General features: G+C 46.0%; 22 protein-coding genes and 4 tRNA genes. 3 read left to right on the plus strand and 23 right to left on the minus strand.

What is annotated here, in order from left to right; genetic code table 11:
• Positions 1-176 precede the first annotated feature (176 nt).
• From G9G53_RS25035 to G9G53_RS25045, 3 genes are all read right to left on the minus strand, one after another.
• Positions 177-338 carry a hypothetical protein gene (locus G9G53_RS25035; RefSeq protein ID WP_165150826.1) on the minus strand — a complete coding sequence of 54 codons (162 nt, stop codon included), beginning with the start codon at positions 336-338 and terminating at the stop codon, positions 177-179.
• Between the two features lie 118 nt (positions 339-456).
• Entirely contained in the window at positions 457-903 is a 447-nt protein-coding gene (dtd, locus tag G9G53_RS25040) for a D-aminoacyl-tRNA deacylase (RefSeq protein ID WP_029514820.1), read from the minus strand.
• 137 nt (positions 904-1,040) lie between these two features.
• On the minus strand, positions 1,041-3,218 hold the full coding sequence (locus G9G53_RS25045; protein WP_025720225.1) for a RelA/SpoT family protein: 2,178 nt from the start codon (positions 3,216-3,218) through the stop codon (positions 1,041-1,043).
• A 269-nt stretch (positions 3,219-3,487) separates the two neighbouring features.
• On the opposite strand from G9G53_RS25045, the gene uraA reads away from it, so the two are divergent.
• The gene (gene uraA / locus G9G53_RS25050) at positions 3,488-4,798 is read left to right on the plus strand and encodes a uracil permease (protein ID WP_069012460.1); all 1,311 of its coding nucleotides are present in this window, start codon (positions 3,488-3,490) and stop codon (positions 4,796-4,798) included.
• Between the two features lie 137 nt (positions 4,799-4,935).
• Here the strand turns inward: uraA and G9G53_RS25055 are convergent, their stop codons facing one another.
• The 7 genes from G9G53_RS25055 to G9G53_RS25085 form a co-directional block, all read right to left on the minus strand.
• Positions 4,936-6,993: a methyl-accepting chemotaxis protein gene (locus tag G9G53_RS25055; protein ID WP_238794855.1), complete on the minus strand. Its 2,058-nt coding sequence runs from the start codon at positions 6,991-6,993 to the stop codon at positions 4,936-4,938.
• Positions 6,994-7,215: 222 nt separating this feature from the next.
• A complete protein-coding gene (locus tag G9G53_RS25060) occupies positions 7,216-7,728 on the minus strand; it encodes an adenine phosphoribosyltransferase (protein ID WP_029514814.1) in 513 nt (170 codons plus the stop codon).
• A 69-nt stretch (positions 7,729-7,797) separates the two neighbouring features.
• Positions 7,798-10,194, minus strand: coding sequence for a single-stranded-DNA-specific exonuclease RecJ (gene recJ, locus G9G53_RS25065; RefSeq protein ID WP_165150828.1), 2,397 nt, complete (start codon positions 10,192-10,194; stop codon positions 7,798-7,800).
• 33 nt (positions 10,195-10,227) lie between these two features.
• Positions 10,228-11,184, minus strand: a complete 957-nt coding sequence (locus G9G53_RS25070) for a cation diffusion facilitator family transporter (protein ID WP_165150829.1) — start codon at positions 11,182-11,184, stop codon at positions 10,228-10,230.
• A gap of 199 nt (positions 11,185-11,383) precedes the next feature.
• A complete protein-coding gene (gene secF / locus G9G53_RS25075; protein ID WP_051718082.1) occupies positions 11,384-12,301 on the minus strand; it encodes a protein translocase subunit SecF in 918 nt (305 codons plus the stop codon).
• Complete coding sequence (gene secD / locus G9G53_RS25080) at positions 12,291-13,547, minus strand: protein translocase subunit SecD (protein ID WP_039275022.1); 1,257 nt, start codon at positions 13,545-13,547, stop codon at positions 12,291-12,293. The genes secF and secD overlap by 11 nt, the downstream gene beginning before the upstream one ends.
• Positions 13,548-13,637: 90 nt before the next feature.
• Positions 13,638-13,895 (minus strand): post-transcriptional regulator, encoded by a 258-nt coding sequence (locus G9G53_RS25085; RefSeq protein WP_013311570.1) that lies wholly within the window; start codon positions 13,893-13,895, stop codon positions 13,638-13,640.
• Positions 13,896-14,202: 307 nt separating this feature from the next.
• On the opposite strand from G9G53_RS25085, the gene spoVB reads away from it, so the two are divergent.
• Positions 14,203-15,777 (plus strand): stage V sporulation protein B, encoded by a 1,575-nt coding sequence (spoVB, locus tag G9G53_RS25090; RefSeq protein ID WP_165150830.1) that lies wholly within the window; start codon positions 14,203-14,205, stop codon positions 15,775-15,777.
• 5 nt (positions 15,778-15,782) lie between these two features.
• Here the strand turns inward: spoVB and G9G53_RS25095 are convergent, their stop codons facing one another.
• Positions 15,783-16,559, minus strand: coding sequence for a YetF domain-containing protein (locus G9G53_RS25095; protein ID WP_039275025.1), 777 nt, complete (start codon positions 16,557-16,559; stop codon positions 15,783-15,785).
• A 206-nt stretch (positions 16,560-16,765) separates the two neighbouring features.
• Here G9G53_RS25095 and G9G53_RS25100 point away from each other — a divergent pair, with 206 nt between their 5' ends.
• Positions 16,766-17,155 carry a TIGR04086 family membrane protein gene (locus G9G53_RS25100; protein WP_039275026.1) on the plus strand — a complete coding sequence of 130 codons (390 nt, stop codon included), beginning with the start codon at positions 16,766-16,768 and terminating at the stop codon, positions 17,153-17,155.
• An 87-nt stretch (positions 17,156-17,242) separates the two neighbouring features.
• On the opposite strand, the gene yajC is transcribed toward G9G53_RS25100, so the two are convergent.
• The 12 genes from yajC to G9G53_RS25160 all read right to left on the minus strand — a co-directional run bounded on the left by yajC (position 17,243) and on the right by G9G53_RS25160 (position 25,682).
• Complete coding sequence (gene yajC / locus G9G53_RS25105; protein ID WP_029514804.1) at positions 17,243-17,578, minus strand: preprotein translocase subunit YajC; 336 nt, start codon at positions 17,576-17,578, stop codon at positions 17,243-17,245.
• A 34-nt stretch (positions 17,579-17,612) separates the two neighbouring features.
• Positions 17,613-18,752: a tRNA guanosine(34) transglycosylase Tgt gene (tgt, locus tag G9G53_RS25110; protein ID WP_165150831.1), complete on the minus strand. Its 1,140-nt coding sequence runs from the start codon at positions 18,750-18,752 to the stop codon at positions 17,613-17,615.
• Between the two features lie 20 nt (positions 18,753-18,772).
• On the minus strand, positions 18,773-19,801 hold the full coding sequence (gene queA, locus G9G53_RS25115; protein ID WP_029514801.1) for a tRNA preQ1(34) S-adenosylmethionine ribosyltransferase-isomerase QueA: 1,029 nt from the start codon (positions 19,799-19,801) through the stop codon (positions 18,773-18,775).
• A gap of 7 nt (positions 19,802-19,808) precedes the next feature.
• Positions 19,809-21,902, minus strand: coding sequence for a SpoIID/LytB domain-containing protein (locus G9G53_RS25120; RefSeq protein WP_029514799.1), 2,094 nt, complete (start codon positions 21,900-21,902; stop codon positions 19,809-19,811).
• 229 nt (positions 21,903-22,131) lie between these two features.
• A complete protein-coding gene (gene ruvB / locus G9G53_RS25125; RefSeq protein WP_013372650.1) occupies positions 22,132-23,139 on the minus strand; it encodes a Holliday junction branch migration DNA helicase RuvB in 1,008 nt (335 codons plus the stop codon).
• Positions 23,140-23,189: 50 nt separating this feature from the next.
• Positions 23,190-23,804: a Holliday junction branch migration protein RuvA gene (gene ruvA / locus G9G53_RS25130; RefSeq protein WP_029514798.1), complete on the minus strand. Its 615-nt coding sequence runs from the start codon at positions 23,802-23,804 to the stop codon at positions 23,190-23,192.
• On the minus strand, positions 23,801-24,304 hold the full coding sequence (gene ruvC / locus G9G53_RS25135; protein WP_029514797.1) for a crossover junction endodeoxyribonuclease RuvC: 504 nt from the start codon (positions 24,302-24,304) through the stop codon (positions 23,801-23,803). The genes ruvA and ruvC overlap by 4 nt, the downstream gene beginning before the upstream one ends.
• Positions 24,305-24,532: 228 nt before the next feature.
• Positions 24,533-25,237 (minus strand): BofC C-terminal domain-containing protein, encoded by a 705-nt coding sequence (locus G9G53_RS25140; protein WP_029514796.1) that lies wholly within the window; start codon positions 25,235-25,237, stop codon positions 24,533-24,535.
• A 115-nt stretch (positions 25,238-25,352) separates the two neighbouring features.
• Positions 25,353-25,426, minus strand: a tRNA-Pro gene (locus tag G9G53_RS25145).
• A gap of 7 nt (positions 25,427-25,433) precedes the next feature.
• A tRNA-Leu gene (locus G9G53_RS25150) sits at positions 25,434-25,513 on the minus strand.
• A gap of 12 nt (positions 25,514-25,525) precedes the next feature.
• Positions 25,526-25,602, minus strand: a tRNA-Arg gene (locus G9G53_RS25155).
• 5 nt (positions 25,603-25,607) lie between these two features.
• A tRNA-Gly gene (locus G9G53_RS25160) sits at positions 25,608-25,682 on the minus strand.
• Positions 25,683-25,792: the final 110 nt, after the last annotated feature.

Consider the following 25,792-nt stretch of genomic DNA (forward strand, 5'->3'; position numbering starts at 1 on the left):
TTATACAACATTAACGCGGTGTCGTCTTAAACAAAATTAACATAAAATAGGCTGTCGAGACTTTCTCGACAGCCTGAGGAGCCTTTCGGCTCCTCCACTAATTCAATGCTACATATTTTATTTTGACCTCTTTGAGCTTCGGGTAGCACCTCATTAACGCTCCATTTAACCCAATGTTACCTGCGCGGCAAAGCGCCGCGTCCTGGCTTGTCTATGGCTGTTGCAACATGCTGTAATAACGTATCAGCATTACGAGTAAGGCTGATTGCCTCCTGCATACTACCGGGAAAAAGCAGCATAGTGCTTCGATGCCCGTCCATTTTTGGGGTTTGACGCATAACTTCGTCTCTCCTGTCACCCTTAGGCTATCCGCCTGGCTAATCACCAATCGGGATGACATTATGGTCCCTCTGAACAGCTATTTTATTCTACTCAGACCACGCCGTGAATGTATAGTCACGAACGTTCGCTATCCAAAATCAGTGTGACTGGGCCCCAGTTCGTCAATGAAACATCCATCATAGCCCCAAAAATTCCCGTTTCTACCTTCAGGCCCTTGGCTCGAAGCTGACTGTTGAAGAAATCATACAGCTTCTCCGCTTCCTCAGGTTTGGCCGCCCCCATAAAGTTAGGCCTTCTTCCTTTACGGCAGTCACCATACAACGTAAATTGAGAGACAGACAAAATGGCTCCACCGACATCCAGAACGCTGTCATTCATTTTGCCTTCAGCATCATCAAATATACGTAATCCCGCCGTTTTATCCGCCAAATAAACGGCATCGGCTGCTGTATCTCCCTGACCAATACCAACCAGCAGCATTAATCCGGTTCCAATCTTGCCAACCACCTTTTGATTCACCGTTACCTGAGCGTCTTTACAGCGCTGAATAATGATCTTCATCGACTATCCGATATCTCCTTTAACCTTCCCTTTTAAAAGGTGCTCACAGCCGTACTACGGCTCTTTTAGCAGCCTATGGGTCTTTCTACCCAAGATATGTTACAAAGGCTATAAACCTATCTGTACGCTTCATAAGGTTATTGCATAATCCGATGCACGGTGTATACATCCTTCACCCGTTTAATCCGTTCGACAACAGAATGCAAATGATCCGTGTTGCGAATGAGAATCGTGATGTGAATCATCGCCATTTTATTTTTATCTGTACGACCTGTAACGGCCGAGAAGCTGGTTTTGTTCTCAGAAATGGCCTGAAGCACTTCATTCAGCAAACCGTTGCGATCATGGCCCGTAATCTCAATATCGACACTGTAATTGACTTCCGCTGCTTCTTCCCACTCTACTTCAATCACACGCGCCTGGTCTTCGCCCGTACCCGAAGGAATATTCGGGCAATCCGTCCGGTGAACGGATACGCCGCGTCCACGTGTTACATAGCCAATGATGTCATCTCCCGGTACGGGATTACAACATCGTGCAAAACGAACGAGTAAATTATCGACGCCTCTGACGCTGACACCGTTGGTCGGTGTTTTTTTCCGTTCGCCCTGCGGCTTGTACTCCTTGACCTCGGTCGTCAATTCGATCAACCGTGCCTCTTCTTGTTCCTTACGCAGCTTCTCTGTCAAACGTGTACAGACCTGCGCTGCGGTTATACCACCAAAACCAATCGCAGACAGCATATCTTCGGAATCGTTAAAAGAGAACTTCTGCGCCACTTCCTGAAGCTTGTCGTCGCTCATCCACACCGATGGCTCGATATCGCGTTTTCTTAGCTCACGTTCCAGATTTTCACGGCCTTTTTCAACATTCTCCTCACGCTTTTCTTTCTTGAACCATTGTTTGATTTTACTGCGCGCGTGAGAGGACTGAGCAATTTTGAGCCAGTCCTGACTAGGTCCATAAGAATGTTTGGACGTCATAATTTCGACAATATCCCCAGTTTTAAGCCGATAATCCAAAGGTACGATTCTTCCATTTACCTTAGAGCCAATCGTTCGATTGCCAACTTCGGTATGAATACGGAAAGCAAAGTCCAGCGGAACGGATCCGGCTGGCAACTCAATGACCTCTCCCTTAGGAGTAAACACAAACACAAGGTCTGAGAAAAAGTCCATTTTGAGCGATTCCACAAATTCCGACGCATCCTTCGCTTCATTTTGCAGCTCCAGGATTTCTCGAAAAAAGGTGATTTTATCCTCAAAGTTAGTGTTGTTTGCTCCGTTGCCTTCTTTATAGGCCCAATGGGCCGCAATCCCGAATTCAGCGGTACGATGCATATCCACTGTGCGAATTTGGACCTCGGTAGGCTCCCCGTTAGGACCTACTACTGTCGTATGAAGGGACTGATACATATTGGCCTTAGGCATAGCGATATAATCCTTAAACCGCCCCGGCATCGGCTTCCACAACGTATGGATAATCCCCAGTGTGGCGTAACAGTCTTTAATGTTATCCACAATAATTCGAATCGCCAGCAAATCATATATTTCATTGAACTGCTTGTTCTTCGTCGTCATTTTTTTAAACACACTGTAAATATGTTTAGGGCGTCCGGACAGATCAGCCTGAATGCCCATCTCTTCCAGCTTTTCTCTGATACGCTGTATGACATTATCAATAAACTGCTCCCGCTCTGCCCGCTTCTTATGCATCAAATTAGCAATGCGATAATACTGCTGAGGATTCAGATAGCGCAGAGCAATATCTTCCATTTCCCACTTAATGGCTGAAATACCCAGTCGGTTTGCAACCGGACAGAAAATCTCTAACGTTTCATAAGCAATCCGACGCTGGCTTTCCTCTGACTGATATTTCAAGGTACGCATGTTGTGCAGACGATCTGCTAACTTAATGACAATGACACGAATGTCCTGCGCCATAGCAATAAACATTTTTCGATAATTTTCGTTCTGTTGTTCTTCCTTGGAACGGAACTGGATACGCTCCAGTTTCGTCAGACCATCGACAAGCATCGCACATGTATCGCCAAAATGCTCGCGAATCTGCGCCAAAGACACCGTCGTATCCTCCACAACGTCATGTAAAAGAGCGGCGATAATGGAGATGGTATCCATCTGCATATTAACGACGATATCAGCAACCGCAAGCGGATGCAGAATATAAGGTTCACCGGACTTACGAGTCTGGCCGGAATGGGCCTGTTCGGCAAAATCATAGGCGTCCCTGATGCGGATAAGATCTGCTTCTCTGGTATAGGCCCCGGCCTTTTTAAGTAATTGCTCTATCCCCATTCTGCTCTATTCCGTGTCCTTTCTATGCAAAATGGAACCCGCCGATCAATGTCGCGCAAAGGTTCCCTTTTAAAAGTGATTTCCTACAATTATGACGGTTAGCACGTCACACGTCAACTATTAGAGGTTTGGCATTGTAGCATTATTCTGTCACACATGGATAAGTAAAATGAGGAATGTTGACGAATTGAAACGAATTATATTGAAAAAATTACGAAAAGTAATTAATGTATATAAGAATAATTGAAAGAACTAAGGAGTGAACTGCGTTGCAACGCGAAATTCAAGTTAATGAAAAGCTACCGGCAGGACCTGGGTTCCTGCTCAGCGTACAGCATTTGTTTGCCATGTTTGGCAGCACTGTGCTGGTGCCGAATATTTTCGGCGTCGATCCCGGCATGATTTTGCTAATGAACGGTATTGGCACATTGTTGTACATCTGGATCTGCCGTGGCAAAATCCCCGCCTATCTCGGCTCCAGCTTCGCTTTTATCGCTCCCGTCAGTCTTGTGCTTAAAAACAATCCCGGCGGCAACGGCTATGCTATGGCCCTCGGTGCTTTCATCATTACAGGTATTATTTTCTGCCTCGTCGCACTGGTGATCAAATATGCCGGAACCCGTTGGCTGGACGTCGTTTTTCCTCCAGCTGTTATGGGCTCCATCGTAGCCTTAATCGGTCTGGAGCTGGTTCCGGTTGCAGCAGGCATGGCAGGCATTATCAATGCCGATCCTACTAAAGCTTGGACTCCAGATCCCAAAACGATTACTCTTTCGCTCGTTACACTCGGGGTTACTGTTCTGGGTGCGGTGTTGTTTCGTGGGTTTGCCAAAATCATTCATATTCTGATCGGTATCGTAGTGGGCTATGTGCTTGCTTATTTTATGGGCATGGTCAATACACAGGCCATCGCAGACGCTCCTTTTTTCGGACATCCTGCAATTACCACTCCAGTTTTTAATACCTCTGCTATGCTGACGATTCTTCCTGTTGCTCTGGTCGTCATCGTAGAGCATATTGGTCACTTACTTGTGACTAGCAACATTGTCGGGCGTGAGTTGTCCAAAGATCCTGGTCTCCACCGCTCTCTGCTGGGTAACGGTATTTCCACCGTCATTTCGGGTTTTGTCGGTTCTACGCCTAATACGACTTATGGTGAAAATATTGGTGTCATGGCATTAACTAAAGTGTACTCTGTATGGGTTATTGGCGGAGCGGCTATCATTGCCATCCTGCTGTCCTTTTCAGGCACGTTCTCAGCGATTGTTTCTAATATTCCAGCTCCAGTTATGGGTGGCGTATCCTTACTATTATTCGGTGTCATTGCTGCCTCCGGTCTAAGAATCTTCGTTGAGCAAAAGGTTGATTTCGCCAAGCCAACTAACATGCTGCTTGCGACCATCGTGCTTGTTGTCGGAATCAGTGGTACTACGCTCACTTGGGGCGCTGTAACCTTGAAAGGTATGGCATTGGCTACAATCATCGGCATCATCCTCAGCTTGTTCTTCAAGCTGATTGACGTGCTCGGCTGGTCCAACGATAAATCGCAGGCACCTTTAACCGAGAAAACACCAGATTGATATCTTTTTTTCAACTTTAAAACGCCGCTCCATGTTAGTTATGGATCAACACGCTCAGGCTGTATAGACAAGCGTGTAAAGATCCATATCTCATGGAGCGACGTTTTTTTTATGCACTGCCTTTTTTTCTAAAGATATCACACACGAAAGCGAGATACGACCTGATTAAGCGTATCAGAGACACCTGTAAGTGTCTTGACAGAGCTGTCCATACCTTCCAGATCCTTAAGCTGCCGTTCGGATCGTTCCGAGGCTTGCTCTGTACGTTTAGCTGAAGCTTTCGCAATGTCTGCAAGATATCCAATAGAGGCTGCAACTTCCTCTGAACCTGCCGACATTTCTTCTGAGGCAGATGAAACCTCCTGCACTTCTATCGCCACCTGCTGAATATCTTGATTCATCGCAATAAAACGTTCTTCCACCTCAAGTAAAATAGATACTCCTTCATCCATCTCCAGAGCACCCTGCTGCATTCCTTCCAAAGCTAATTTGGTTTCTTCCTGCATGGATCGGATTCGACTCGTAATTTGTTCCGCAGACTCGCTCACGTTTACAGCCAGCTTGCCGATTTCTGAAGCCACCACAGCGAACCCTCGGCCATGCTCCCCTGCACGTGCGGCTTCAATGGAAGCATTCAGTGATAGCAACTTGGTCTGCCCACTAATTTCCTGAATCATTCCAATTATGCTGCCAATTTGGGCGGACCGCTCATTCAATGAGCTTACTACCCTGCCTGCCTCATCCATAGATATTTTCGCTTTATGCATTCCTTGGTTGACCACGGTCAACCGTTCATTTCCTTGTTGTGCCTTATGTTCAATCTCAGTGGTAGCCTCGGATACATGCTGGATAGATTCAGCAATACGCTGTATGCCAACAGCCATTTCTTCCATCGCAGTCGCACTCTCTGCTGCTGCGACCAATTGAAGCTCGGCTCCTTCCTTCACCTGTGCCAGTTCTCCTGCATTATGCTGCGCATCTTTAGTAGCCCCAGAAATCTCTTGGGAAATTTTTATAGATACGCCTGAGATAACATCTGACTCTTCGCTCAAACGTGATGCCATTCCTCTGGTTGCCGCAATCACCTTATTGATCCCGTCAGCCATTTGGCCAAATTCATCCTTACGTTGTTGTGTTAGTTCAACGCTGTAATCCCCATGAGCCATACGATTGGTTATCTGCATAATTTTTTTAATCTCTTTGATCATACCTGAATTGTTAATTAATAACGCTCCCATAATTAGCAAGATGCCTATAACACTAACAATAAGAAGAAGTTTAAGCATTTCGTTCGCAGAGTGGTTCAAATCGGATTCTGGCAGTAATACGCCGATTTTCCATCCGGTTTGTGGGAGTGTTTCGTACATTATCCGGTAGTCCTCACTATCAATGGGTACGGATAGTTGTCCGGACGTACCACTTTGAATAGATTGTGCTGCTTCCGCATTCATCGTTTTTGTTAACGGCTCGCCTGCTTTTAAGGACGGAAGACCGGATGACAAAATGGCTCCATTCTTATCCATCAAGATCGCACTACCGTTAGCACCAAACTTCATTTTTTCAATAAACGTTTGAATGTTTGTCATATTCAGGTCGCCAGTAATGACACCTAACAGCTTCCCTTCCCTGTCATAAAATGCTTTCCCTGCAGTAATCATATTGACTTTCAGTCTGCTATCGTAAAAAGGCTCCGTAAAATTTATTTCCTTACCACGTTCCACGGCTTCTGTATACCATGGCTGTGTTAAGTAGTCATATTGTGGATCATCATATTCAATCGTTTGCTTCACTAGCTGGCCATCTCTATGCACATATATGGAACGGTAAGTCACTCCCGGATCATACGCACCTTTAGCAAAATAAATGCCCAATCCGTATGACATATCATTTAAAGCCAGCTCTTGTTCAAAATAACGTCCATAACCCTCAATGTTCATTCCTGCTCCCAGTTGTTCCGCACTCTTAGTCAGCATCGAAACAAGTAAAGCATGACGATCTACGTTAGCTGCAATATCCGTTTTAACCCTCGACAAGGAATGAGCAGCATTTTGGCTTATTTCCGTATCTAGCTTCTGCTTGGCAAAAAAATAAGACAAAAAGCTGATTAAAATCAGCGTTATAAGTACAAGCGGAATCAAGGTAGAAAATGTCCGTGCCTGTAAACTCTTAAATCGAAATAAACCCAATATGACCACCTCTGCTCCTTTTTAATTATTTATCGACATTTATTTTAAATTTTTTATAACTATTCCCAATAAAAACAGTGGTAATTTGCACCAATCAAACAAAGTCACACCTAAAACGCTTCTAAACAAAATAGCCCGATGGAGCAACTCTTTAGATAAAGAGATGTTCCATCGGACTATTTAGGCGACCCGTTCATAATTATTTCCCGGGAAACCCAGGTTTCGAAATACTTAATACGTAATCAGAGTGAATACATCTACATCAGGCAGTTTCGCCCGACCGTTTAGATCAGACAGCTCGATAAGAAAAGCAGCCCCTGCCACATTGCCACCAAGCTGGCGTACCAAGTTCACGGATGTAGCAATAGTTCCACCTGTAGCAAGCAGGTCATCAGCAATCAAAACATTTTGGCCAGGCTCTATAGCATCCTTATGCATCGCCAGCGTATCTTTACCATACTCCAAACCGTATGCTTCCTCAATGGTTTCTCCAGGGAGCTTGCCACTTTTACGGATCGGAATAAAACCAACGCCAAGCGCATAAGCCAGAGGCGCACCGATAACGAATCCACGTGCTTCTGGACCTGCAATCAAATCAATTTTTAAATCCGATACCAATTCCTTCATATCGTTGATAGCCTTGCGGTACAGTTCACCATTTTTCATTAGGGTTGTAATGTCTTTAAAACTAATCCCTGGTTGTGGAAAATCGGAAATCACCCGAATATATTCTTTGTAGTCCAACTTAGTTCCTCCTACTGTAAACTTCAAATTAGTATATACATTTTACAACATAAATTACGAAATAGTATCTCAAGACGCACCCTTCATAAGCGACATAATCCAGCTCGTCATCTGGGTGGTGTCCGCATCCAGCAAATACCGCTCCATTTCAGCCATATTATATAATTCCTGATAGCGCGGAGAAGCAGTTAAATCCCGCTTGGGCGGATTGGATACAAAACGGAATTGACCATCTGTACGCGTCATAAACTCAAGCTCTTCGAAGATGTCCAATACTTTGGATAACATGCGTACTGAACAGGAACACTGTCGGCTAAGAGCAGGCAGCATTGCCTTTTCATCAATAGGCTGTGTTCCCAATCGGGAAAGCACAACGTAAATGCGCTTGAACAGCTCTCTGTCTGGGCTTACGAGACGACCGCCACGCTCACTGACCGAATGAAGGAGAAATACGTTTTCTACATTTTCAAAGGTAGACCATAATGCCTGGAACTGATCCGGTGTATCCGGTGGCTCCAGTACGAATAACGACTTCACAGAGTGCTGTGCATCTCTTTGACCATCACTGGGAATAACACTGCCGTCTTTATCGTATAACCATAAGGATTCAGTGTCCACGGAGCTCGATGGACGAAGCCTAGAAGAAGGGTGGATCAACACCGCAACGTCTTTCTTTCTTTCCTCTATGCGTGGATGAAAGATCTTCAGTCCCCGTTCTAATTCGGCAAAAGGGTCCGACACTCCACGATAATCAAAAATTTGCGGCGCCTGCACTCGAATGTCCTGCATCATGAGCTGGAGAGACCTTTTACCGTTCCATTCGTTAATTGACAATTCACCCAGCAGATCTATCTCCGTTTCTTGCTGTAAAAAATCAGCCAAATCGCCACGACGAAAGGCAATCGCGTCCAGCGATAAACCGTTCTGCTCCAGCAGGAGCTTCACATGATTTTTCTCACGTCCCATTTTACGAGCCTCGCGCAATTGCAGACCCTGTAATACGAATCGTGGAGATGGATTCCCCATACCAAAAGGCTGAAGCAACTCCAGTTCTTCAACCACTTGCAAAGATACCTTGTCCAAACGACAGACCATATCAGCCTCAGCTACAGGAATGAGATCGTCTGGTGTCAAAATGGAACCCGCATAGCGGTTCAGCTGCTCTTCAAACAATTCCAGATTATCAGAGGACAGCGTCATACCCGCTGCCGAAGGATGACCACCAAAATGCTCCATAAGCTCATGGCTGTCCGTAAGAGCACTGTAAATATCCAATGCAGGAATAGAACGGGCGGAACCTTTGCACATACCTGTCTCAGCATCTATACCCAGAATAATGGTCGGTCGATAATAGCGATCCAACAGCTTGGATGCCACAATTCCGACAACGCCGACATTCCAGCCTTCACCAGCCAACACAATAACTGACGGTAGCTTGCCTCCATTCAGTTTGGATGCCAATTGTTGCTCGGCTTGCTCCACAATACGTTCAACCACCTGTTGACGCTCACGATTGAGCAGGTCCAGCGCATGCGCAAGTTGGTCTGCTTCTTCCTCTTTTTCTGTCGTTAGCAAAGAAACGGCTCGTCCTGCATGATCCAGACGCCCGCTGGCATTAATCCGCGGAGCCAAGGCAAATGCGATGTTGACTGAAGTCACTGTAGATATATCTACGCCCGCTACATGGAGCAACGCACGAATCCCCGGAAAAGCAGAGTTTCTCATGGATTGAATCCCTCTGCGTACCATCGTCCGATTTTCACCATGTAGTGGCATCAGATCGGCTACCGTGCCAATAGCGGCGATTTCAAACCATTCCTCCGGCACTTCACCCAACAGCGCCTGAGCGAGCTTCAGGGCAACACCAACACCTGCAAGACCTTTAAATGGGTATGGGCAACCGGGGAGCTTCGGATTAATCAAAGTATATGCCTCGGGAAGTACTGCAGGCGGCTCATGATGGTCCGTCACAATAACGTCTATCCCCAAGGAAGTTGCATAAGCAATTTGCTCTACTGCACTAATTCCCGTATCTACCGTAATGACCAGTGTAACTCCCTGCTGATGTGCCCAATCAAGGGCATGGTTATGCAGACCATATCCCTCGTTAGAACGATGAGGAATATAAATATCATAGGAAGCCTTTAGAAAACGCATGAGCTGAATCATCAATGATGTACTGGATACGCCGTCCGCATCATAATCTCCATAGATTAATATATGCTCGCCACGTTCCAGAGCCTGACGAATTCTCGGCACAGCCTCTTCCATACCAAGAAGCAAAAAAGGGTCGTGTACATCGTCCACACTTCCGTACAAAAAGCGGTTTGCTTCCCCGGCGGTAGTGACGCCCCGGTTCACTAAAAGCCGGGACAACAATGGTGAAATCCCCAGTTCCTCTGTCAACAGCTGAGCCGCTTCCAGGTTAGCCTCTGGGGTCTTCCATCTGTACTGCGAATGAAGCAATCCTATTCACCTTTCTTTCATAGTCGTCCTGCCCTATTGAAGCAACGACGACACATCATTATCTGGCAGTTCATGATTGGATTTGTATGGATATCCGGCTTGATAAGAAATGAACTTCATTTGTACATGGGTCACCTGTGGAAAACGGGCTAACAGTAAATTTTTGGCTCGATCGGCGATTTCCTGCGCTTCCTGTACCGTAATCCGCGGGTTCACACTTATCGTTACATCCACTGTTATGAAATGCCCTGTTTCCTGGGCATGTAAGTGTTCAACCGTTACAATACCATACACCCGTTGAATCGTCTCCATAAAGCGTCGGGAGTCTTCCTCCTGCAAGGGCTGCGCAGGAACCTGGTAAGCGGTATTCATTACCATCAAATATCCTTTACGCAGCACCAGACAGGCTACGAGCAAAGCTGCGGTTGGATCAAGATATAATAATGCAGGCCATTCCATTGCTTCGCCAGTCATTGCGCCGATCATGCCAATCAATGCAATCAACGATGCATACAGCGAGTAACGTTCATGGTTTGCGTACCGATCTGCTTCCTCTTTATGACCATGTTTAATCGAGTAGCGATATTGAAACTGAAATAGCGCTTCTCTCAATACCAACGCAATAAATACGGTAATTAATGCATACAGACCGGGTGCCTGCGGTTCCGAACTGCTTAATGAACGAACAGCCGAGATAGCTAGCTGAAGACCGCTCATCAGCACTAAAATAGCCAGTACCACAGATATGACCGTTCGAACCTTTTCACCGTTTCGCAACCGTGCCAGCATTCCGTGCCCTGTAGCACCCTTGGAACACAGAAGCTCCTGCAAACGGGAAGCACTATCTGCAGCCGTGTGCAGTGCATCTCCCAACAACGCCTTGCTGTTTGCCGCATAACCGACGGCTCCCTTTAGAACAGCCAGCGCGAGATTACCTACAATCCCGCTCAACGCCGCAGTTTCCAATGATCGGCTGCGTTCGCTATTCACAACGTTTCCCCCTCAATCCTGAACTAACCCTTTCCCAATAAAGCTCAATCTAAAATAACCGAATTTCTCAAAATCAAAAACCATTCACATTTAAGTGCCACTACTGAGCCTTACTTAAGGTAAATCTTAAAACCTTAGAAAACCGCGCCCAAGCAGACGCGGCTTTCTCTTTAATTTATACTACTGGTATTTGCGTAACTTAAGACTTTGCAGTTTTGGCCGCGCCCCCGCCAGCTGTCGGAGATTTTTGTTTTCCTTTCAATGCCACCCACAGCGGGCTGGCAATGAAAATGGAGGAATAAGCACCAAACAACAAACCAATGACCATTGCAAGTGAGAACATACGGATCGATTCGCCGCCAAATATGAACAAACATACGGAGGCAATAAACACCGTAAACACGGTTGCAAGTGACCGAGTCATTGTCTGCGCAATACTGTGATCAACTACCTGCTCTAAGTCGTCCCTGGACTTCTTCTTCGCAAATCGTAGATTTTCCCGAATACGGTCAAAAATAACGACGGTGTCATTAATGGAGAAACCAACAATCGTCAGAATTGCCGTAATAAAGGTCAAATCCACCTCAAGCCGGAAAATCGAGAAAATACTGATGACGAGGAAGGCATCATGCAACAACGAAACAATTGCTGCAACGGCAAACCGCCATTCAAAACGGATTGAGATATAAATAGCGATAGCCACAGAAGCCAATAAAATCGCCCATAACGCATTTCGTTCTAGTTCTTGCGCCATTTCCGTATCCACTGTATTGACCTCAAAGGAAGCCTTCGGATCCAGCTGTTTATTAAAAGAAATCTTAAAATCATTCACTTGCTGATCCGTCAAAACCTGTGAGAAGCGAATGCCAAAACGCTCTTTCCCCGGTGTATAATCTACCTCTTTACCGATTTTCTGCTTGTCCAGCAAAGTTTGGATCTGTTCCTGTGTAACAACCTTAGTCAAATTGACATCCACATTGGAACCGGAACGAAAGTCTACCCCGTAATTCAAGCCGAATATTGACAAGCTTAGAATACCAAGCAGTGTGATAATAATTGAGAACGTGTAAAACCACTTGCTCATCTTAATATATTTCAAGTTCCAATTAAAGCGCACTGATATCACTCTCCTTCACACCAAAATACTTGGCCTTCTTCACAGCATCCGCTTTAACCAGCAGATTGAGTAAGAAGCGGGAGAAGAAGATATTCGTCAAAATACTGGTGACAATATCAACGATGAGCACCAAAGCGAATCCTCGAACGGAGCCTGTTCCCAGACCAAACATAACCGCTGCCGCTATAATTGTCGTAACATTGGCATCCATAACGGTACGGAACGAAGCCTTACTACCTGCAATGACAGAAGAACGAATCGTTTTGCCTGACTTGATTTCTTCTTTAATCCGTTCATACGTAATGATGTTGGCATCGACCGCCATCCCGATCCCGAGCACAAAGGCGGCGATACCTGGGAGTGTGAGTACAAATCCACCCAAGTAGAAAATCGCAAGCACTACCCAGGTATGAACGATGAGACAGAAACTGGCCACTAATCCCGGTACACGGAACATTGCAATCATAAATACCAGAATAATGATCGAGCCGATCAATCCAGCACGAATCGTCTGATCCAGTGACAATTGACCCAGCGTAGCACCTACACTCTGAGAATATTTTTCCGTCAGTTTGAGCGGAAGGGCACCCAGATTAATCGTATCCGCCAGTTTATTCGCTTCATCACGAGTGTAGCTACCTGTGATTGACGCGCTACCGTCCGTTAATTCCCCACGCACTGTGGGTGCAGACAGCAATTCCTGATCAAGGAAAATAGCTAATTCTTTATTCAGAAGCCGCTTTGTGATTTCTGCAAATTTAGCTTTGTCCTTGACTTTGATACTAATCTCAGGTTGATTCAGCTGATCATAGCCTACAACAGCGCCATTCTCCACAAAATCATTACCGCGGAGCTCAATTTTGCTGTATTGACCTGGCTTCTTAGCATCTGCTGCCGTTGCACTGCGAAACGTTAATTCTGCAGGCTTTTTCAGCATGGAGCGAACTTCTGCCTCATTAGTGACACCAGCAAGCCGCACGCGAATACGGTTGCTCCCCTCTGTTGTTACTTCCGGCTCAGTCGTACCGAGCGCATTAATCCGTCTCTCCAGACTTTGAGCTGTTTGTATAAGAGACTGTCTGGTTACACTCTGCCCGGCTTCCAAAGGCTGGGCTTCATATAAAATTTCAAAGCCTCCCTTTAAATCGAGGCCTAATTTTAAACTGTTCAGTAGGCCCGGGCTTGTCCCGATCATAACACCAGTAGTTATGAGCACGACCACGATGAAACTTAGAATTCTCTTCATTCCGTCCCATGTTCCCCTTTCATTCTCAATATTCCTATTATAGCTACCCCTCAAAAAGCAGTCAATTTGAACGCAAAAAAAGACCCCCTTCTATTCGAAAGTGGAGCCCCGTAATGCGGACATAGTCAAATAGTTCATAAAGCTCGTCGCTTTAAGGGAAAGTATATCGTTAACGAGCTTGTGCAGCGGAGGAATACCCTCCTTTTCATATTTATGGCTGACGCAATTCCACACGTCCTTACTTGTGACATGCTCATAGCCTACGAGAATCAACTCGTCCGCCTTACTTTGACAAAGCATCTCAATTGCGTCATCCCAATCCTGCTCATCCAGCTCTTCCATACCCACGATGGCCGTTCCTCCTCCCAGCGACTACCGGTTCCGCAGATCAGCAATTAGCGGGGTTATTGACTGCTTTGTAGAACATTTCTGTCCTGATCCTGGAAAACCCTTCTTCTCGTTGAAAATAGCCTTAAATCAACAATATATGCAATCATTTCGCTCGTCAATAGCAGAATTCACCACTCTCCCTCTTGTTGTCTAAATCACTTTGTTTCTGAACGGAAAAGCTTGTCATGAAGATGGACAGGTCCAGCATATCTTCTAAAGTAATGTATAGACGCAGAATTACATTTTGGGGAAGAGGGAGTTGCGATTGAAAAAGCAGACATTCATCCATGGAGCAATTATTTTATTGGCAGCAGGAATTATCAACCGGATACTAGGTTTTATTCCCCGAATCGCACTCCCGCGTATCATCGGCCCCGAAGGAGTTGGCTTGTACCAACAGGGGTATCCCTTTTTTATCGTTCTGGTGACGCTTATTACAGGGGGAATCCCTCTTGCGGTAGCCAAGCTAGTAGCCGAAGCCGAAACGGCGGGACAGCCCGAAATGTCGCGGCGTATTTTGCACACCAGCCTGCGCTTAACCATTACACTCAGTCTGATCGCCATGGTGCTCTGTCTTGTGTTCGTGCCTTGGATCACAAGCCATCTTCTGACCGACAGCCGCGTGTATTATACATTCGTGAGCATGAGCCCAATGATTGTCATTGTAGCTGTTTCTTCAGCTTATAGGGGCTATTTTCAGGGAAAGCAAAATATGATTCCTTCCGCTAGTTCCTCGATTGCCGAGACCGTTATGCGCATTTTTTGTGTCATTTGGTTTGCTTACTTGTTACTTCCCCATGGGGTAGCCTACGCTGCTGCAGGTGCCATGCTCGGTGCTCTGGCGGGCGAATTCATTGGCATGATTGTGCTTCTATGGCAATACGTGTGTAACCAGCGAAAAGATCGCATCCTTCAGCCGAATTCGCCTGGCCCCTCCTCTGAGGTTTATCCCGAGCAATCATCTGTTTTGTCACGTCTTATGTCTATATCCGTTCCCGTGACTGCTGGAAGGCTTGTCGGTTCCTTATCCTATTTGCTCGAATCTATCTTGTGCATGCGCAGCCTTGCCGTAGCAGGCATTGCAACTGGCGTGGCAACCGCACAATATGGAGCCATGCAGGGCATGGTCATTCCTGTGTTATTACTACCTGGGGTTCTGACCAGTTCATTAGCTGTTTCACTCGTTCCTTCGTTATCCGAAGCAGCGGCTAAGGGGCATATTATAGCCATTCACAAACGTCTACATCAATCGCTTCGGCTCGCTTTGGTTGCAGGAGCCCCATTTGCCGTGATCATGTATGTATTGGCGGAACCTCTGTGTCTGCTACTCTACAATAATGGCGATATTGCAGGAATGCTTAAGCTCATGGCACCTTTTGCTCTTTTTATGTACATTCAGGCCCCGCTTCAGGCAGCACTTCAGGCGTTAGACCGTCCTGGAAGTGCCTTATTAAATACCTTTATCGGAGCCGTTATCAAAATTGTGCTGATCGTCTGGCTTGCATCCCAACCTCAGTACGGTATCTACGGAGCTGTCATCGCCATTTGTATTAACAGTGCCATTGTTACTCTCCTTCATGGCTTCAGTGTCAGCAGGCTACTTCGCTTCCGCGTACGTTTGCTTGATTTCTGGAAGACCGGGATAGGCATGATCATCATGGCAGCAGCAGTGTTATATACCTACAGACATTTAACGATGTTCGACCAAATGTGGCTCCAATTTATTTTTGCCGCAGGCTTGGGAATTATTCTGTACCTTTTCCTGATGACCTTGATCAAAATGATTGATTGGGACAACCTTACACGCATTCCAATCCTGAGAAGATGGTTTAAAGCATAAGAAATCTAATCCGAAGATTTTCCATAGGCCGGTGGTGTAATGTACACATCACCTCTATGGTTAACCGAGCATAAAAAAACATCCTTAAAATCTTTGTGTCCCTTCGCTTGAATTTGATTTTTAAGCCAAAACCGGTTCATATCCATCCGTTCCAAATTTCGATCCAGCACCTTACCATCCATGATTAATGGAATAGGCAGTCCCTCATATCTAAACTTTCCACCGATTTGTGGAGAAGGATGGACTTTATCCACCTGTAGCTCTTTGTTTGCCAAATCTGTTCCGTTTAATTCCTGCTTCATTTTTTCGTGTTCCACTCCATCGTTATCATCCTTACCTATAACCGTTAGCTTACCTGTCGTTTCCAAAATAACATATTCAACTTCGTCCAGACTTTCTATATTTTGTTCACGAAGTTGTAACAGCAAGTCATCCAAATTGTAACGTTGTTTCACCATTTCGTCCTTGTTTAATTGTCCATTAGAGTACAATACACTGGGCCTACCATCAAATAGTAAGCGCAGTCGCCGACTTTTCAGACTGAAATAGGAAATCCCAATTTGCAAAATTAACAGCACTCCTAAAGGAATCAATCCTTCGTAAAGTGGACGTTTTATGTCCTCCAGACTGAATACAGCAATTTCTGCAATCATAATGGATATGACGAGATCGAAAACAGACAATTTACCGATCTCCCTTTTACCCATCAAGCGCATCACCAGATATACAATAAAATACATGAGCAGCGTCCGAAAAATATGAGCAAAAATATCGTGACTCAATATGTTCGCCTCCTCCCCTGTACTTGCAATAAGACATGAGTCGTTCATTGTACACGTATTCTGACCGTTCCTCACTTGGCTCATACAAAAAACAAAAGGCTAAATTATTGAAATAAAGAGAAAGACTGCTTGCGACTTGGTACTAAGCCGTGAGGCTTGGCCATAGAATGATAATAGTTCAAACCTTGGTACAGGAGGAATTATCAATGGAGCTCATTCGCCGCTGGTGTTCGTTTCGTCTGGCCCATCCTATTTTATCCGGCTTATTCTATGCTTTTGCATGGATGCTGCTTGGCGCATTGATTCTTTCACTACTCTTGTGGCTGACACAGATGCAGGAACAGGACTTATCATTGTATACGTACATCGTCCATGCATTCGCCATGCTATCTGGTGGCTTCGTCGCCGGTAAAAGATCAGCAAACAAAGGCTGGTATCAAGGCGGTATTACAGGTATCCTGTATGGACTAATCGTTCTGCTGGTCGGTTTTCTGGCATTGGATGCGGGCATGGTCGGCAAGGACCTGTTACACTTAGGTTTCGCGTTTGTCATAGGCGCAGGTGGTGGGATGTTTGGCATTAATCTCAGCAAGTAATCAAAATGTTTGTACCCATGTAATAAAACAACACAAAAAACCGAGCCTCCTCAAAGGCTCGGTTTTTGTATAACGGTCACCAGCATTTTACGATTTGGAAACAACTTCCTCAGATGCCGTGTCTTTTGCAATCGCGTTGCTGATTGCACTGCGGTCAAAGGTCAGCTTCGTGACATCATTCACACGCAAAACTACTACATCATCCGTAATCTCCATAATTGTACCGTGAAGACCTCCGATTGTAATGACTTTATCTCCCTTTTTCAAAGCTTGAAGCATCGTTTGACGTTGCTTTTGTTTTTTCTGATTCGGGCGAATCAGCAAGAAATAGAAGATTACAAACATCAGAGCCAGTGGCCAGATCATTTGAAAAAGTCCGCCAGTTCCACCGGGTGTAGCAGCGGCTGTAGCAAAATGAAACATGTTAAATCCCCCTTTCGTATACTCTCCCTAAAACTTAAAATCCTTTATCATTATCATGAAGACCGTACTGCTCAAAAAATTCATCTCGGAAATCAAGCAGCCTGTCATCCATAATCGCTTGTCTGACATTACGCATCAATTGTATTAAGAAATGCAAGTTATGATACGTTGTCAGTCGGAGCCCGAAGGTTTCATCCGCTTTAATCAAATGTCGCAAGTAAGCACGTGAATAATTGCGACAGGTATAACAATCACAAGCAGGATCGAGCGGGCCAAAATCACTTGCATATTGGGCATTGCGAACGACAAGACGACCTTGGCTGGTCATCGTTGTCCCGTTGCGAGCAATTCGGGTTGGAAGTACACAATCGAACATATCCACACCACGGATAGAGCCTTCAATCAAAGCATCAGGCGAACCCACGCCCATCAAATAACGTGGCTTGTTGGTGGGAAGCAGAGGAACCGTATAATCGAGCACTTCATACATCAAATGTTTCGGTTCACCTACGCTCAGTCCACCAATAGCATACCCCGGGAAATCCATGGAAGTCAAATCCGCAGCGCTTTGCTTGCGCAGATCTTCATGCATGCCTCCCTGAACAATGGCAAACAGACCTTGATCATGAGGACGCGCGTGTGCCTCTAGACAACGCTCAGCCCAACGGCTGGTGCGTTCCAGTGACTTTTTCACATACTCATATTCAGCCGGAAACGGCGGACATTCATCGAAGGCCATCATAATATCTGAGCCAAGCGAGTTTTGAATTTCCATCGCCACTTCAGGCGAAAGAAACTTTTTATCTCCATTTAAATGAGAGCGAAAATGAACACCCTCCTCTGAAATCTTGCGCATTTCACTTAAAGAAAACACCTGGAATCCGCCGCTGTCCGTTAAAATAGGACGATCCCAATTCATAAACTTGTGCAGTCCACCCGCTTCACGAATAATATCGTGGCCAGGACGAAGAAACAAATGGTACGTGTTACTCAAAATAATTTGAGCATCGATCGCTTTCAGTTCCTCAGGACTCATCGTTTTAACAGTCGCCTGAGTTCCCACAGGCATAAAGGTTGGTGTCTCAATAACTCCGTGAGGAGTGTGTACACGCCCGAGACGGGCTCCCGATTGCTTGCAGGTTTTGATATGTTCGTATCTTATTGCTGGTGCCATATTTTCTCTACCATCCTTAATTAATAAATGAACATTGCATCCCCGAAGCTGAAAAACCGATATTGTCGGTCAATCGCCTCCTGGTAAGCATGCATAATATTCTCCCTGCCCGCCAGTGCGCTGACCAGCATAACCAAGGTGGATTTGGGCAAATGAAAATTCGTAATCATCGCATCCACCACACGGAATTCATAGCCTGGATAAATAAAAATCTGTGTCCAGCCACTACTGGCCTCTAATACTCCATCACCAAATTTATTACCCACCGTCTCCAGCGTCCGGCAACTGGTCGTCCCCACCGCCACGACTCTTCCACCGCGCGCCTTGGTTTCATTGAGCACATCGGCTGTTTCCTGTGACAATGAATAGTATTCTTCATGCATTACATGCTCTTCAATCGTATCCACAGACATCGGTCTGAACGTCCCTAAGCCAACATGAAGTGTGATAAAGGCAACGGTAACGCCCTTCTTTTTAATCTGGTCCAGCAATTCTTCTGTAAAGTGCAGCCCTGCCGTTGGAGCCGCAGCCGAACCTTCATGCCGAGCATAAACGGTCTGATAGCGCTCGCGGTCATCCAGTTGTTCCTTGATATACGGCGGAAGCGGCATTTGGCCCAAGCGGTCCAATATCTCCTGGAAAATACCGTCATATGAAAATGACAGTACCCTGCCGCCCATATCTCCTTCTTCCTCAATTACTGCTTTCAGCTCATCACCGAAAACGATAACAGCACCCTTTTTCAGCTTTTTACCAGGTTTCACCAATGCTTCCCATCGGTCCCCTTGCAGTTGCTTAAGCAACAAAACCTCAGCCTTAGCTCCCGTGTCTTCCTTGATGCCAAACAAGCGTGCAGGAATCACTCTCGTATCGTTTAATACCAACGTATCCCCTGGTTGGAGATACTGCACAATATCCGAAAACGTATGATGGCCCACTTCACCGTTATTTTTGTTTAATGTCAGTAATCTGGAAGCGCTCCGATCAAGCAAAGGCGTCTGTGCAATTAATGTTTCAGGCAGTTCAAAATCGTAGTCGTTTACGTTCATATATTGGTCAGTCCTTAACTATATCCACATTTTTATAATAGTGTTGCAAAATTTTCTTGTAATCATACCCCTGCTCGGCCAAACCATTGGCACCCCATTGGGATAAGCCCAAACCATGACCATTTCCTTTACCTGTAAAAATAAAGCTTTGTGTTTTGTCAATGACTCGTGCATGACGATCTTCATTCATGACGATCACCCCGTTACCACTTGAAGTACTGCTGCCAGATGCGGACAGGATTTGAGTGCCTTGTGTACCACTTACATGAGAAGTAGCCCCATCAGCGCCTAATACAGTATAACTTCCGGTACTCGCAATATCAAACAGTGTGCTCGGGAGTCCGCCCATTGCTGAGCGAAACATATCCGGATACTTCACTTTCAAAGGGGATCCGTTCGCTTCAACCTCCAACACTCGCCCTGATGGACCACGTTTGGTGACATCGAGGTGATTAATAGAGGAAGGCACTGTACCCGTTACTTTTCCTTGCAGGGATTTAGCAAGCTGAGCTGACGTAAAGGGCCCCCTCACCCATGCATAGTCTCCGGACTGAGGCACCTTTTCTAATACAATGATCTCTTCACCCGGCTGCGCCTTGGCTATTGGTGTAACCGTCGATTGAATTTGGGGAATAGGACGCACATTTGTATTTTCCGCAGTGACGGTGATTTTGTCTAACCCCGCTTCTGTGACACCCTCCAGTTCCTTAGCATTATCCTCACGAATATACCCTGTCTTGCCACTGGAGAGAAGTACATGATACCATTCCTGTGCTCCTTTTTGCGCCGAAGTATCCCCCGAGCTGTCTACGCTAGCAAAGGCTTCGCCACCACTGTTCCACACCTCAGAAGCATCTGCTGTCACACCGCCCGCATTAGATGAAAATACAGCTTCGACCACTTTGCCGCCACTTTTAATGACTTCACCAGCTGTTGCATCTACAGCCTCATTGACATTGGCATGTTCCGAGCTCTTCCCGTTGTAAGCCTGGCTTAACGTGCCATCTACCACATTGCCGATCTGAAACCGATTGCCTTGGGCAAGCGCATAGCTACGAGCCGCTACCGCTTGAGCCTTGAGCGCTTCATCTGGCCATGAGGAATAGACCTCTGCTCCTACCACGGAATACAAATACTGCTCCAAAGGGACTTCGTTCACAAGCGCCAGCTGGCCTGACGTCATGCCAACCTCCATCTCGCCACGATATGTACGCTGTGATCTTTCCATCACTTGTACTCCATTATTACCGCCGTTGACAATTACCTTGCTATTATCAGAACCACTTAGCATGTAATGAGACATCACCTGCGAGCCGGTCGTGACTCCTGCTTCCTGTCTTATAATGAGGCCGGCTTGAGTAGCATTAACTTTAGACAACGTGAGTCTCGGTTGCTTGCTCTCCAACTCAGTTTTCAAAGCCAACAGCTTGCTGTCATTACTTTCTTCTCCAACCCACACAGCATACTGACCTCTTGATTGAATCACAGTAAAAGCATCAAAGCCCGCCGCAGCAATTGTCGTTCGAACGAGATTAGCTTCCTGCTCGCTTCCGTAGCTTCCAGTGGACCAATGCTTGTTTCCCTTCACCTCGGCCTGCGCTCCGGTTGCCGAGGAAATCCGCTGTACAGCAGCCTGCGCAGACTGTTCACTAGCATATATTCCCGCGTACACTTGATACACAGAGCTACCATTTTTTGAACCGATAAAAACCGTAGGTTTATCATTAGTCTTTTGCAGGGCTTGCGCCGCTTTTATCGCCGCTGCTTCATTTCCTTCAAGTACCTTCACCCGATAGCTGTCTACACTAAAACGAGCTGTACTGTCTGGCAGTCCCATCCAAGTTTGAAAGCTGCCTCCACTGTTCTGTCCAACACTCAGACCTCCTGATGATTTCAAGGTTACAGCGGGGACTGTCGCTTTATATTTGCTACCTAGATCCGCAAAAATCACTACACGAATATCCTCTTGGGCAGCGGCAGCGTGAACGCCTGAAGACCAAGGTATGCACACTGTAGCTAATACCATAATCGCTGCTGCTCGTTTGGCCCGGCCCATCCATGCACCGAAAATACTTTCTCGGTTAAATGCTTTTCCACTCATTTCTGGCTCCCCCAATCTAGCTGCCTAGCACTTATATTTGCGTAATTTATCGGGCTCTCGATCCTTGTCTGTCCCTTTAAATACATCGGCGGAATAAACCAAAATATAAACCCGCCAAAATCTTACTTATACTCTCATTCCCTCAGTCATCCGTCAGCCGATATCGTATTCACCATACTGCATGTAACCATGCAATAATTTTTTAAAAAAAGTGCATCATGTTTCCTAATCACCGTGGATCCGTTGGCATGGGGATTCCAAGGTGGGCATATGCCGCCGGAGTCACTGTTCGTCCCCGAGGTGTTCTTTGTAAAAGACCAATTTGTAACAAATAGGGTTCATACACGTCCTCAATAGTCTGACTCTCTTCACCAATGGTTGCAGCAATTGTGTCCAATCCTACAGGCCCACCCCGGAAAGAATGAATCATGGCCTTAAGCATTTTATGATCAATTTCATCCAGCCCGAGTGGATCTATTTGAAGTCTCTTTAGCGCCTCTGCAGCTAACTCAGAATGAATAATACCGTCTCCGGCAACCTGGGCAAAATCACGCACCCTTTTTAACAGCCGGTTAGCAATACGCGGGGTCCCCCGTGAACGCAATGCGATTTCCTCCGCCGCATCCCCAACAATCTCAATCTCCATAATATCCGCATTTCTGGACACGATGTAAGCCAGCTCGTCTGTCGTATAAAACTCTAATCGACTAATAACACCAAACCGGTCACGCAATGGCGCAGAGAGCAGTCCAGCACGCGTAGTGGCCCCTATAAGGGTAAAGGGTGGCAAATCCAGGCGGACCGAACGCGCACTCGGGCCTTTACCAATCATAATGTCCAGCGCAAAATCCTCCATCGCCGGATACATGACTTCTTCCACCGTACGATGAAGGCGATGAATCTCATCAATGAACAAAACATCACCCTCTTGAAGATTGGTCAGCAATGCTGCCAAATCTCCCGGTCTTTCAATTGCAGGACCTGAAGTCGTACGAAGATTAACCCCCAACTCATTGGCGATAATGTTAGCAAGAGTAGTTTTACCCAACCCAGGCGGTCCGTACAACAGTACATGATCCAACGCTTCTTTACGCATTTTGGCCGCTTCAATATATACTTTCAGATTTTCCTTAACCTGATTTTGCCCGATATATTCATTTAGATAACGGGGGCGAAGGCTTAGCTCCGCCGTCTGGTCTTCCATCATCAAATTGGCGGAAATAATCCGGTCATCCATATTCCATCGCTCCTCTTTTCACCAGACACTTGTTAACGGACATCCGCGTCCTATCCGGCAAACAACAGTTGCAAAGCCCGCTTCATCAAAATATCGGCAGATTCATCAGGTTTTGCATCTTTCTTCATTCTGCTCCATACCTTATCCAACTCAGTATCAGTATAACCGAGGGCCTTGAGCGCCTCACGGGCCTCGCCCCAATATGAACCTTCGCCTTCTTCTACGACAGGCTCAGCAAACAATCCGGTTGCCATCCCTAACGAGCCAATACCGTCCAGCTTGTCTTTCAAATCCAGAATCATACGTTGTGCCGTCTTTTTACCGATCCCCGGTAACTTGGTGAGAAATGTGATATTCTCCTGATAAATCGCCGTTACCACATGAGCAGGCGTACCGCCTCCTAAAATACCAAGCGCAACACGCGGTCCAATACCAGATACATCAATCAGTTTACGGAATAGCTGCTGCTCCTCACGGGTCGCAAAACCGAACAGTAAAATAGCATCTTCCCTTACATGATGGTGAATATAAATAACCACTGAACCTTCAGTTTTGGCGAACGCGTAAGGATTCGGACAAAATACCCGGTACCCTACACCCTGTACATCTAAAACGACATATTCATTTTCCAAATGGGCCACAGAACCACGCAAGAAATCTATCATTTTCGCAATACCTCATTTAATTTTGAATTTAGTCCATAGGAGTGCGCATGACAAATAGCCACCGCCAAAGCATCCGCTACATCGTCCGGTTTCGGCACAGTTTGAAGCTTTAGAAACATTCTAACCATTTCTTGTACCTGTTTCTTCTCAGCCTTACCATACCCTACAATAGCCTGCTTTACCTGCATCGGCGTGTATTCACCTATAGGCAAATTACGTTGTTTTGCAGCCAGCACCAGCACCCCACGTGCCTGACTTACAGACATAGCGGTTGTAACGTTGCGATTAAAAAAGAGCTTTTCCAGTGCTACCGCATCAGGCTTATATTTATCTATTAATTGCAACATGCCTTCATACACATGAAGCAGCCTTTCTTCTTCCGGTGTATGAGCCTCCGTCTGGATGCAGCCATACTGCACAGGCACCACTTTACTGCCAATCTTGTCTACAAACCCGAAGCCCACAATAGCAATACCCGGATCAATTCCTAGAAAACGCAAAAAAATCTCTCCCCTATCGCTCAATCATGGCGTAACTAATCAATAGCCAGCGTTATCCTGAATATACTCACGGTCAAATACCATATAAAGCGAACATATGTGTCGTTCTTTTCATTATAACAAAACTTTGTATCTAATAGAGGAAAAAATTTAAACATGAGTAAAAACATAAAAAGAGACGCTTCAAGCCTTACCTCATGGGCAAAGCCTAACGTCTCGCAGTTGTAATCAATAGTGCTGTTTTAATACCCTCTGTGTTCGCTCCACGGCAAAGTCACTAAAAGTGGAAATTACACTGTTATACTCATTTATATCCTGTACACGGATTCCCTGCTGAAGTTGTTTATACACCCCTTCTGGCAAGGCCGTCTCCATGGAACCCACATCCAATTGAAAAAAAGTGCGAATTACTTTTTCTCTTTTAGGCAGCCCTTCATACAATGTAAGCTGGCCGTCAGTGCTCAAACCCATGTATCCACGCTCTTTGCATGACTCTGACAAGTCTTCCACCCTGCGTTCCAGCCACACCTCTCCTTTGGTATTAAGTCGTCCCTTCCAATCGGGATGTTGCTTCAGTAAGGTCTCTAGCTGCTGTGAACTTAGCGTTCCCAAGGAAAGTGTTTCCGTACCACATACGTAGGTGGTTAACAGACGGGTCTTCCTGCTTATACCGGAAGCACGAATACTTTGTAATAGTTGCATATGTGAGGAGTGATCTTCAGTTGGACCCAGATGTGAAGCCTCCTCCATGCCCTCCTCTGCCATGACGGTAGTAGCGAGTGGCTGTGACAACATAGCCTGCATATAATTCGATAACAGAATACCCAACCCTGCCAGCAAACAAGCCGCGCCCAAAATGCTACAGGCCCACACTGTTCTTCTCCACTGTTTCCAGCGCCGTTTCATCTGTTTTTTCCAACTTAATCGCTTCACAGTAATCCCTTCCGTCCCACTTTTTGTGTTAGTGTGACCTGGCGATTACTGATTTATACAAAAAGATAATTAATATAACAAAAAAGCCGCTGCTTCCAGCGACTTTCCTTTTGAATCGGGATGACACGATTTGAACATGCGACCCCCTGGTCCCAAACCAGGTGCTCTACCAAGCTGAGCTACATCCCGAAATACATGCCGGTGAGAGGACTCGAACCTCCACGGTTTCCCTCACGATTTTGAGTCGCGCGCGTCTGCCAATTCCGCCACACCGGCTTATGAAGTTAATGGCGCGCCCTGAGAGATTCGAACTCCCGGCCTTTTGATTCGTAGTCAAACGCTCTATCCAGCTGAGCTAAGGGCGCAAATATGGAGCGGACGACGGGAATCGAACCCGCGACCCTCGCCTTGGCAAGGCGATGCTCTACCGCTGAGCCACGTCCGCAATATCATTATATCCATGACATATAAGTGCATGAATGGTGAGCCATGAAGGACTCGAACCTTCGACACCCTGATTAAAAGTCAGGTGCTCTACCAACTGAGCTAATGGCT

The organism is Paenibacillus sp. EKM206P (assembly GCF_011066155.1).
GTDB lineage: Bacteria > Bacillota > Bacilli > Paenibacillales > Paenibacillaceae > Paenibacillus > Paenibacillus polymyxa_D.